The following is an 11,121-nucleotide window of genomic DNA, read 5'->3' on the forward strand; positions in this document are numbered from 1 at the left end:
CCCCGCTGCCAGCAACCCAACCCCCACAAGCCTGCCCGCCAGCCGTATGGCACGTCCAGCCCGGCTACCCAGCAGAATACGGTCAGCCCCCCACAGCGCCAGCCCACGCTCCGACAGCAGGGCCAGCAGCAGCATGCCCCCCCAGTCCAGCATAAAAACCCATACCGGCATGGCTTACCCCCCTTTACTGGCGGACAGACGACGCGCAGCAGACGGGCATGCCCCCTCCGCCTGCCCTGAACGGCCACGCCACAAGGCAAGGCCGCAGGCAACCGCCACCGCCAGACAGACAAACGCCACACCCTGCGCCACGCCCCCACGCCATGGGGCACTCAGCCCCACCAGCGTCAGCATGACCACCAGCAGACACACCAGCAAAAGCCGCGCCGCCACTATCCGGGGCAGCGCCAGCGCCACACCCAGCAACAGCAGCCACACCACCAGCACCACCAACTGCTCGACTCCCGCCCGCCCGGCCATACCGACAGGCAGCACACGATTGGCCAGCATAAAACCCGCCAGCGCCACCGGCACGCCATAGGTCATACCCACGTTAAGCCGCGCCACACATTCCACCCCAGCCCCCACTCCTTGCCGCAGGCGGCGCGTGACCCACATCCGCAGGCCACTGGCAATAACCAGTGCTAGCAGCACGCTTGAGCCGAAATAGAACCAGCGCGTTACCCCCGGTGCAAAACGCGCATCATGCAGGCCGTACAGCACGCCAAAGGCCACCACTACGGGCCGGTTTTCGTAATAATCCGCCAAAATACGGCCTGTGGTGCCTTCAAAACGCAGGACATGCGTATCAAGCCCGATCCGGCGCGCATTGCCCCCTGTCACCACCACCACGGAGGCGGCATCCGTGGGATTGTAGAGATAAACCTGCCCTATGCCATCGCCCTGCATCCGGCGCAGCGCTTCTTCAAGCATTGGGGCCAGGGGCGCCAGAGCCGCCTTATGCCCCGCGGGTGAGGGCGCGCTCATGGCGGGTGTCAGGTCATCGCCCAAATCCATGGCCTGCGCGCCATAAACCGCGCTGATACTCCCCGGCAGCAACATGGTGCTGAGCAGCACCGCCCCGCTCAAAGCAATCATGAGGTGAAAAGGCAGGGCCGCAACCCCGGCCAGATTGTGGACATCCAGCCAGCTCCGTTGCCCCTTGCCGGGCCGGAATGTGAAAAAATCAACGAAAATACGCTTATGTGTCACAATACCTGTCAGCAGGATCAGCACCAGCGCCACGGCTGCGATAGCCGCAATCAGCCTCCCCCATGGGAAGGGAAGCATCAGCTCGAAATGCAGGTTGTAAAAGAAATCGCCCCCCATTGTCTCACGCGCGAGGGGCTGGCCTGTCCGGGCGTCGAGCAGGCGCATGTTGCTCTCATCCTGCTGCCACCAGATTGCCTGTGTGGCGGGCATACGCGCGGAGGCCACATTCAAATACCATGCCGGGGCATCGGGCGCATTGAGTTCAAGCCAGTCAACCGCCGCCTGTGTGGAAAGAGCGGGATTAATGGCCTCAGCCCTTAGCTCGGGGTGCATCCAGCAGGTTATTTCGGAGCGAAAGACGCTCAGCCCCCCTGCCAGCACCATAATAAACAGCACCCAGCCTGTTATCAGCCCGGCCCAGTCATGCAGCCAGCCCATGGAGGCACGAAAGTTTTTTTTCATGGCCGCCACCCGCCAAGCCATGCCACTCCCGCCAGAGCGACAGCCATCAGCACGCCAACAGGCAGAACCCGCCCAACCCGGCGCGTGGCAAAGCAGAACATGGCAAAGCCGGGCCATACCAGCAGGCCTATAAAACACCCCGCCAGCGCTTTTTCCGCCCGCGAGGCCGGAAGCCAGACCGCAAGAGTAATGCCCGCCAGCGTAGCCAGCCCATACCCGCCGGCAATACCAGCAAAGGCGCGCAGGGCAACACCCCACCGCTCCCGAGCACTGGTGTTACCAGCTATAGGCAAGACTTGCCTGCGCGTTGCGGCGTTCGCCATACCAGCACCATTCACTATAGGCCGATCCATAACAGCTTGCGATGTAGCGCTTATCAAACAGGTTGCGCACGCTCGCGGAGAGTATCCAGCCACGCAAGGATGTATGAGCTGCCGCAAGATCGTACCGAAAAGCCGCATCAAACACTACGTAACTGGGAATTCTGATATCCTTGACCGAAGCCGTGGAGCCACCATAAGCACTGGCCTCGTAACGCAGGCCTCCGCCAAACCCCACGCCTTTCAACCGCCCTTTGGGTAGCGTGTAAAAAGCAAACAGTGAGGCATTGCCCCGCCCGGACTGCACAAGCGGCTTGCCGGTGGACTCATCATGCACATGCTGGGCACTGAACGCGGCTGTAACCATCAGATTACGATGAACATCCATATGCGCCTCGAACTCGAAGCCATCCGCGCGCACCCGGCCGCTTTCGGTGCTGTAAACCGCATCCCCCACAGACACCAGCACATTGCTCTGCTCGATATGAAAACCCGCGGCACTCAGCAGAACCGGTGTGCCGGGTATCTGATATTTCACCCCGCCTTCCAGTTGCCGCCCCACGGAGGGATCGGCCTGATGGGTGGTGCGCCCTCCGTTTTCCGACACAATGCCTGACTGCGGCTGAAACGATGTGGAGTAGCTGATATAGGGGGCCAGCCCGAAACTGAAGTGATACAGCCCGGCCACCCGGAACGAAATCTGCGACGGGTGCTGGCTGTTACTGGAATGGGCCAGATATTCCTGCTGGCGGGCCGTATACCAGTCATTGCGCAGGCTGCCGGTCAGATAAAGCGAGCCGATGCGTAGTTCGTCCTGCGCGTATACGCCAATCTGCTGCTGGCGTGTGTTGTAGTCCGATGCAAGCGGCGGCACGGGAATGCCGCCACCATAGGTCGGGTGCAGCACATCCAGCGCGGGCGCACTGCCTGCGCGGGCCAGTTCGGTGGCGTGGGTATAATCGTAATCCACCCCCACCATCAGCGTATGATTGACCGGACCTGTCTGCACATGACCGAGTATCTGCGTATCCATGGCCACACGGCGTAACTGCTCATCACTCCCGAAAGTGGCGCGCTGCACGGTTGTGGGCGAGAGCCATTTGCCTGTTGTGTACACGCTTTCATAATCGGTTTTGATATCGTCGTACCGTGCGCGGGACACCAGTTCCCATGCGTGACTGAAATGATGGGTGAGGATATAGGTAAAGGAGCCCTGCTTGCGCCGGTATTCCTCAAAAGCCTTGTCACCATCATAGAAATCACGCGCGATCCAGCCCGAAGGCCCCGGCACGAGAGACCCCACCAGCGGCACCGACCCGTAGGAGGCGTTTGTGGGGTCATACTGATAATTGCCCAGCAAGGTCAGGGTAGTAGGGCCATCTCCACCAAAGGTTACAGCAGGGCTGATGCTGAAACGGCGGCTGCCGGTCTGGCTAAGCTGGCTGTGCGAGCCATTGACCGTGCCATAAAGCCGGTAGCGGACCTTGCCGTTATCCGCAGCCCAGCCGCCCACATCCGCATCCACACGATACAGGTCGAAACTACCGCCGGTTGCGGCCACACTGCCGTACGAACGCGCCTCAAGCGGCATTTTGCTCGACATTTCCAGCAACCCGCCGGGGCTGGACTGGCCATACAGCGCGGAAGACGGGCCTTTAAGCACCTCAACCCGATCCACCCGGAACATATCGATCTGTGGTGTGGCATAACCTGTGGGGCTGGCCTCGAGTTTCAGCCCGTCCAGATAGGCTGGTACGGTAAAACCGCGCAGGGCGAACATATCATACCGCGTGGCGGTAGCCCCGCGCTGGTCCTGCGTGATCCCGGCGACATAGCGCACGGCCTGACTGAGGCTGAGCACGCCGCGCACATCCATTTCATTGCGGGTGATCACCGTCACGGACTGGGCGGTGTTCACCACCGGATGGTTTTCCGTTTTGGTGGCGATGGACGCCGTGGTGGAGGTTCTGTGCCCATGCACCATAAGCGACTTACCACCCCGCCCGCTGCCCGGCCGGGCCGTGCTGCCATGCCCGGTTTCGGCCCAGACCGTGCCCAAAAAGCCCGCAGGCCCCAACACGGCAAAAGCCAGTATTCTGGCTCCCGGCATGACTCTTGTCTGGATGATCCTGCTGCCAGAACGGCCCGTTTTGGCTGACACGCGCACTCCCCCCGCTATGAGCAGGGCGAACTATGGTGGCAGCCCGGAGCCGGGGCAATCGTATTTTAAAATATTTTTTAATATGCAATCCAGCCCTGCGCACAGGCCGCATCCCGCGCCGGTATGGTGCAGGCAGAACGCCCACACCACCCACGGCAGGATTGCGGCTGCAAAAGCGGCCTGCACGCAGCATCACCCGTTACCAGCTATAGCCAATGGTGGCCTGCGCATTACGCCGCTCACCATACCAGCACCATTCAGTGTAGCAGCTTGCGACATAGTTCTTGTCGAACAGGTTGCGCACGCTGGCCGCGGCACTCCACCCCTTGAGAGACGGCGAAAGCTGGGAGAGGTCGTACCGCAAAGACCCGTCAAACACGACGTAGCTGGGAACCGTGACATCGCCACTGGCGACCGTGCCGCCATAGACCTTGGCCGAATAACGCAGACCGCCGCCAAACCCCAGCCCTTTAACCGGGCCACTGGGCATGGTGTAGAACGCAAACAGCGATGCATTGCCCTTACCCGACTGGATAAGCGGCTTGCCGGTCGAATCATCATGCACGCTCTGGGAACTGAAAGCGGCCACTACCATCAGGTTCTTATAAACATCCACATGGGCTTCGAACTCGAAACCATCTGAATGCACCTTGCCGCTTTCGGTGCTGTAGGCAGTATTGGGAACCGAAACCAGCACATTGGTCTGCTCGATATGAAAGCCAGCGGCTGTCAGCAGAACCGGCGTGCCGGGAATCTGGTATTTCACCCCGCCTTCAAGCTGCTTACCCAGAGATGGGTTGGCCTGGCGCGTGCTCAGCCCGCCATTGTCCGACACAATGCCCGATTGCGGCTGGAACGAAGTAGAGTAGCTGATATAGGGCGAAAGCCCGAACTTGAAGTGATACAGCCCCGAAGCCCGGAACGTGATCTGTGAGGCACTCTGATCCGTGGCACTACCGCCGATATATTCGTTCTGCTGGGCGGTGTACCAGTCATTGCGCAGGCTGCCGGTCAGATAAAGCGAGCCGATACGCAGTTCATCCTGTGCATACACGCCATATTGCTGCTGGTGCGTATCGTAATTGGCGTAAACACCCGGCGTGGTGATCGCGACACCATAAGCCGGGTTCAGCACATTCAGCGTTGGTGCGCTGCCGGAGCGTGCCAGTTCCGATGCCGTGCTCTGCTGATAATCAAAACCCGCCATAAGTGTGTGGTGAACCGGCCCTGTATTCACATGCCCACGGAACTGGTTGTCAAAGGCCAGATTATGCATGCGCTCGTTGGTGCCGAAAGTGCCGCGCTCCAGCTCGGTTGGCGAAGCATAGGTTCCCAGACTGTAAACGCTTTGATAAGCGGTGCTGACATCGTCATACCGCCCGCGTGAGGTGAACGACCAGTCCTTGTCGAAATGATGCGTGAAAATATAGGTAATGGCCCCCTGCTTGCGCTTGAACTGCTCATAGCCGGTATCGCCATCGTAAAAGTCACGCGGTAGCTTGCCATAGGGAGCGCTGACCAGTGATCCAACACGCGGCACCGACCCGTAAGAGGCGTTTGTGGGGTCATACTGGTAATTGCCCAGCAGGGTCAGGGTCGTGGGGCCATCACCGCCAAAGGTAAAGGCGGGGCTGATGCTGAAACGGCGGCTGCCGGTTTTGGTCAACTGGCTGTGCGAGCCATTGGCCGTGCCATAAATCCGGTAGCGCACCATGCCGTTATCCGTGGCCCAGCCGCCCACATCCGCATCCACACGATACAGGTCAAAGCTGCCGCCGGTTGCGGCCACGCCGCCATAGGAGCGGGCTTCGGTTGGCAGCTTACTGCTCAAGGCCACAAGCCCGCCGGGGCTGGACTGGCCATACAGCGCCGAGGCCGGGCCCTTGAGAATTTCGATCCGGTCCAGTCGGGATGTATCGGTCTGGGCGGTGGCATAGCCCGTGGGGCTGGCCTGAAGTTTCAGCCCGTCCAGAAAAGTGGGCACGGAAAAACCGCGCAGGGCAAACATATCATATCGCGTGGCGGTGGAACCGCGCTGGTCCTGCGTTATGCCCGCCGCATAGCGCACGGCCTGATTGAGGCTAAGCACACCACGCACATCCATTTCATTGCGGGTGATGACCGTTACGGACTGCGCGGTATCGACCAGCGGCGTGTCGGTCTTTGTTGCGGAGGAGGCAACGGTAGAGGCACGCCTACCGCGCACCATCACCTGCTCATCGTCCTTGCTGGCAACCGACGCCTGTTTGACCCCATGGGCGGCGGACACACCGCCTGCCTTGAGTTTGGCTTCGGATGAGCGGAGAGCAGGGGCTGCTTCCTCCTTTTCCGCAGCGTGCACGGAGGGGGCTGCAAAACTCAGCCCCACGACAAGACAGGCCAGACCGGAATGTTTCATTGAGAATAACACTCATTAACTTTTTCTGCGGGGAGCGCACATTGCCGTTAATGAAAACTATTCGCAACTGATTCGGAGAAAAATCCATGGGGTGAAATGCTGGACAACCCGCCGCAAGGCGCATATCCCCAGAAACATGCTGAATGACCTGCTGGCCTGAGCCCATGACCGACCCCACGCCCCAAGCGCCCCATCTGGTTCTGGTAGATGGCAGCGGCTTCATTTTCCGCGCCTTTCATGCCCTGCCCCCCATGACCAGCCCCGACGGTGTGCCCGTCAACGCGGTGTATGGTTTTGCCACCATGCTGGCACGGCTGCTGCGCGAACATGCCGGAACGCATCTGGCCGTGCTGTTCGATGCCAGCCGCCAGACCTTCCGCTCCGAAATCTATCCCCAGTACAAGGCCCACCGGCCCGAACCGCCGGAAGACCTGCGCCCGCAGTTCAGCCTGATCCGCGAGGCAACGCAGGCTTTTGGCGTGCCCGGCATAGAACTGCCCGGCTGGGAAGCCGATGACCTGATCGCCTCCTACGCTGTAGCGGTGCGTGCAGCAGGCGGCACCTGCACCATTGTTTCGTCCGACAAGGACCTGATGCAGCTTGTCGGCCCCGGCGTGTGCATGCTCGACCCCATTCGCCAGACCCCCATCGGCCCGGCGGAAGTGGAGGCAAAATTTGGCGTCCCCCCCGAAAAGGTTATCGACGTTCAGGCACTCATGGGCGACCCCACGGATAACGTGCCCGGTGTGCCGGGTATCGGCCCCAAAACCGCCTCTGCTCTGGTGAACGAATTCGGCACGCTCGAAGCGGTGCTGGACGCAGCGCCGGGCATGAAAAAATCCAAACGCCGCGACATGCTGATCGAGCATGCACAGGCCGCCCGCCTGTCGCTCCAGCTTGTCACGCTCGCGCGCGATGTGCCCCTGCCCGTTCCGCTGAAAGAACTGGGTACGCGCGAGCCCGACCTGAATGTGCTGGCTGAATGGTTTGCGCGCATGGGCTTTCGCTCCATGCTCAGCCGTATGGGCATGGCCCAGCCCGCCAGCGCGCACGCCCACCGCAGCGCCCGCGCCACGGCCCATGCCAGCGCCAACGGCCTGCCTGATCCGGCTGAGCAGAACGCCGCCCCGACTACGGCACAGGCCGTCAGTAGCGCGCCGTATGACCAGTACGAGACTGTCCGCACGGCGCAAGACCTGCAAAAATGGATCAGCACCGCACAGGAAGCTGGCCTGTGCGCCGTCGATACCGAAACCGACGGGCTGGACCCGCTCAACGCCGGGCTTGTAGGTTTTTCCCTTGCCACTGCACCGGGGAAAGCCTGCTATGTGCCGCTCCGGCATGAAGGTACGCTGGAAGCACCAACCGGCGAGCAGTTGGAACCCGCTGTAGCTCTGGACCTGCTTCGTCCCCTGATGGCAGACGATGCAACGCTGAAAATCTTCCACAATGCCAAGTTTGACCTGCTGGTGCTTGACCATGCCGGGCTGCCAATAGAGCAGAACCGGGCCGTGGACGACACGATGCTGATCTCCTACAGCCAGTCCGCAGGTCTGCACGGACAGGGTATGGACGAGCTTTCCGCCCTGCATCTGGGCCACACCCCCATTACCTATGACAGCGTAACCGGTACGGGCCGGGCGCGGATTCCCTTCGCGCAGGTGCCGGTGGACAAGGCCACCACCTACGCGGCGGAAGATGCCGATGTCACCCTGCGGCTCTGGCACGCCCTGCACCCCAGCCTGCGCACCAATCAGGCGCTCTCGCTCTATGAGCAGATCGAACGCCCGCTTGTTCCCGTTCTGGCGGATATGGAAAAGGCAGGCATTGCCGTGGACAGAGCGGAACTGGCTCGCCTGTCCGCCGATTTTGAAGCGCGCATGAAAGACATGGAAGCCGGTATTTTCGACGCGGCAGGGCGGGAGTTCAACATTGCCTCCCCCAAGCAGCTTGGCGAAATCCTGTTTGATGAAATGGCGCTCAAGGGTGGCAAGCGCGGCAAGGCCGGGGCATGGGGCACGGATTCCGCCGTGTTGCAGGACCTTGCCGATCAAGGCCACGACCTGCCCGCCCGCGTGCTGGAATGGCGCCAGCTTGCCAAGCTCAAATCCACCTATACCGATGCCCTAAGCCGTCAGGCCAGCAGTGCGGGGCGAGTGCACACGTCGTTTCAGATGGCGATCACCACCACCGGCCGCCTGTCCTCCACCGACCCGAACCTGCAGAACATCCCTGTCCGTACGGAAGAAGGCACGCGCATCCGGCAGGCCTTTATCGCCCCTGAAGGCCGCAGGCTGATTTCGGCTGACTATTCGCAGATCGAACTGCGGCTGCTGGCCGATGTGGCCAATATTCCCACCCTGCGTGAAGCCTTTCACATGGGGCAGGATATTCACGCGCGCACTGCCTCCGAAGTGTTCGGCATCCCCATTGAAGACATGGACCCGCTGACACGTCGCCGCGCCAAGGCCATCAACTTCGGTATTATCTACGGTATTTCAGCCTTTGGGCTAGGGCGGCAGCTTGGCATTCCCGCGGGCGAGGCGCGTGCCTATATCGATGCGTATTTTGCCCGCTATCCCGGCATACGCGACTATATGGAGCGCAGAAAAGCCGAGGCACAGGAACATGGCTACGTACTGACCCCCTTCGGGCGGCGCTGCTATGTGCCGGGTATCAAGGAAAAAAGTGCGGTCCGCCGCCAGTATGCGGAACGACAGGCCATCAACGCGCCCCTTCAGGGCGGGGCTGCTGATATTATCAAACAGGCCATGGTGCGCCTGCCCCACGCGCTGCATGAGGCCGGGCTGCACTCAGCCCGCCTGCTGCTACAGGTGCATGACGAACTGCTGCTTGAAGCCGAAACCCACGAGGCCGAAGCCGTGGCCGAAATGGCCAGAAACGTCATGCAGGCGGCAGCAACCCTGTCCATACCGCTGGTTGTTGAAACCGGCATAGGCCAGAACTGGGCGCAGGCCCACTAGCAACACACCCACCGGGCGGGCCAGACCGCCACGCCCCCACGGAGGTTGAAAAAACTATGACAGGCCCAGAGCAGCAGACACCCCCCGGCAGCATCCCCGCGTCCTCAGGCAGGCGGCGGCGTGTACTGCTGGCCACTCTGGCAATCGTGGTGCTGGCGGGGGCCGGGGGCTGGGCCGCCACCCGCTACGCCCTGCACCATAGTGTGACGCTCAGCACCTATGGCAACGCCGTGGGCGGCTCCTTCCGGCTGATGGACGCCACAACCGGCACCATGACAGACCAGACCTTCCGTGGCCGCTGGATGGTTGTGCTGTTCGGCGCGACCCACTGCACAGATGATGCCTGCCGCCCCGCGCTGAAAGCCATGTCCAACACGCTGGATACGCTGGACCAGAGCGGGCGCAAGGCCGTGATCATTTTTGTCAGCCTCGATCCTGACCGTGATGACGCCGAACGGCTGCGCCAGTATGGCGAAAGCATCAGCCCGCGCGTGGTGGCCGGCACGGCAGCCCCCTTCGCGCTGGCCGATCTGGCCAAGGAATACCACGCCCCCGTGGACCGTGTGACCGACCCGGAATGGGGCTACACCATGCGGATGTCACCGCAGTTCGTGGTTATGGACCCCGATACCCGCTATCGCGGCATGATAGACGCGAGCGCCAGCCCCGCTTCCATGGCAACGGATCTGCGCCGGATCATGTCCGGCACATCCGACAACTGACAGCCTGACAGGCAGGCCATGGCGCTTCTGTCCTCCATCCGGGGCTGGCAACCTTTTACAGCCCTGCGTTTTTACGGCTCTCTGGCCGTAACGGGGCTGATTTTCGCCGGGCTGGACGCAGGCTCGTATCTGCTGCGCCGCATCCGCCCCGAAGGGGTTGACCGCAGGCGGGCTGGACAGCGCTGGCTCCATGCCCTGTCCCGGCTGGCCGTACGCTACCTGCACGCAGCGGGTATTCTGGATTGCGACATGAGCGCGCTTGCCCCGCTGCAGAAAGATGGGCCGCAGCCTCTGGTACTGGTTGCCAATCACCCCTCCCGGCTGGACAGCCTGCTGCTGGCCTCTGCCCTGCCCGGCATGACCTGCGTAACCAAAGCCTCCATCTGGGACCGCGGCGTGCTGGGCAGCACCCTGCGCACGGCAGGCTATATCCGCCACGACACGCTGCTGCGCGTGCTCGGCCCCGCTACTGAACGCCTGCGCGAAGGCGGGCCGCTGCTCCTGTTCCCCGAAGGCACACGCGCCCGCGCAGGCGCCCCTCCCGGCCCCATTCAGCCGGGTTTTGCCGCCATTGCCCAGCGCACCCGCCTGCCCGTGCAGGTTATCCTGATCGAGACGGATTCACCCTATCTCTCGCAAGGCTGGCCTTTTCTCAAACGCCCACCTTTGCCCATGCGCTACCGCATAAAACCAGGCCCACGCCTGCCCGCCCCTACGGATGAAACAAGCGGGCGCGCCCTGCTTGCGGAAGTAGAAACCCTGCTTACCCGGGCAGGCATACAGCCCCCCACCGCCTGATATTTCCCCAGCACGGAGCACGGAGCACGGAGCACGGAGCACGGAGCACGGAGCACGGAGCACG

Annotated in this window: 7 protein-coding genes; 3 read left to right on the forward strand and 4 right to left on the reverse strand. The window is 61.9% G+C overall.

Annotation, left to right across the window (positions count from 1 at the left end):
• Positions 1 to 174: 174 nt before the first annotated feature.
• The 4 genes from ABF757_RS10810 to ABF757_RS10825 all read right to left on the reverse strand — a co-directional run bounded on the left by ABF757_RS10810 (position 175) and on the right by ABF757_RS10825 (position 6,553).
• Positions 175 to 1,674, reverse strand: coding sequence for a PepSY-associated TM helix domain-containing protein (locus ABF757_RS10810; RefSeq protein WP_415482325.1), 1,500 nt, complete (start codon positions 1,672 to 1,674; stop codon positions 175 to 177).
• On the reverse strand, positions 1,671 to 1,967 hold the full coding sequence (locus ABF757_RS10815; protein ID WP_415482327.1) for a hypothetical protein: 297 nt from the start codon (positions 1,965 to 1,967) through the stop codon (positions 1,671 to 1,673). The genes ABF757_RS10810 and ABF757_RS10815 overlap by 4 nt, the downstream gene beginning before the upstream one ends.
• Positions 1,951 to 4,104, reverse strand: coding sequence for a TonB-dependent siderophore receptor (locus tag ABF757_RS10820; RefSeq protein WP_415482353.1), 2,154 nt, complete (start codon positions 4,102 to 4,104; stop codon positions 1,951 to 1,953). Before ABF757_RS10820 ends, ABF757_RS10815 begins: the two co-directional genes overlap by 17 nt.
• Before the next feature lie 250 nt (positions 4,105 to 4,354).
• On the reverse strand, positions 4,355 to 6,553 hold the full coding sequence (locus ABF757_RS10825) for a TonB-dependent siderophore receptor (protein WP_415482329.1): 2,199 nt from the start codon (positions 6,551 to 6,553) through the stop codon (positions 4,355 to 4,357).
• Between the two features lie 143 nt (positions 6,554 to 6,696).
• Here ABF757_RS10825 and polA point away from each other — a divergent pair, with 143 nt between their 5' ends.
• From polA to ABF757_RS10840, 3 genes are read left to right on the forward strand one after another with little or no spacing between them, the layout of a single operon-like run.
• Entirely contained in the window at positions 6,697 to 9,537 is a 2,841-nt protein-coding gene (gene polA, locus ABF757_RS10830) for a DNA polymerase I (RefSeq protein ID WP_415482331.1), read from the forward strand.
• Between the two features lie 56 nt (positions 9,538 to 9,593).
• Complete coding sequence (locus ABF757_RS10835) at positions 9,594 to 10,259, forward strand: SCO family protein (protein ID WP_415482333.1); 666 nt, start codon at positions 9,594 to 9,596, stop codon at positions 10,257 to 10,259.
• A gap of 18 nt (positions 10,260 to 10,277) precedes the next feature.
• A complete protein-coding gene (locus tag ABF757_RS10840) occupies positions 10,278 to 11,057 on the forward strand; it encodes a lysophospholipid acyltransferase family protein (RefSeq protein WP_415482335.1) in 780 nt (259 codons plus the stop codon).
• The last annotated feature ends 64 nt before the right edge of the window (positions 11,058 to 11,121 follow it).

Origin of the sequence: Acetobacter papayae (genome assembly GCF_047721125.1) — a bacterium.
Classification (GTDB): domain Bacteria; phylum Pseudomonadota; class Alphaproteobacteria; order Acetobacterales; family Acetobacteraceae; genus Acetobacter; species Acetobacter papayae.

Bases quoted from the DNA above. Each gene is read 5' to 3' on its own strand.
- ABF757_RS10810 (WP_415482325.1), bottom strand. From the start codon at position 1,674: ATGAAAAAAAACTTTCGTGCCTCCATGGGCTGGCTGCATGACTGGGCC.
- ABF757_RS10820 (WP_415482353.1), bottom strand. From the start codon at position 4,104: ATGCCGGGAGCCAGAATACTGGCTTTTGCCGTGTTGGGGCCTGCGGGC.
- ABF757_RS10825 (WP_415482329.1), bottom strand. From the start codon at position 6,553: ATGAAACATTCCGGTCTGGCCTGTCTTGTCGTGGGGCTGAGTTTTGCA.
- polA (WP_415482331.1), top strand. From the start codon at position 6,697: ATGACCTGCTGGCCTGAGCCCATGACCGACCCCACGCCCCAAGCGCCC.
- ABF757_RS10835 (WP_415482333.1), top strand. From the start codon at position 9,594: ATGACAGGCCCAGAGCAGCAGACACCCCCCGGCAGCATCCCCGCGTCC.
- ABF757_RS10840 (WP_415482335.1), top strand. From the start codon at position 10,278: ATGGCGCTTCTGTCCTCCATCCGGGGCTGGCAACCTTTTACAGCCCTG.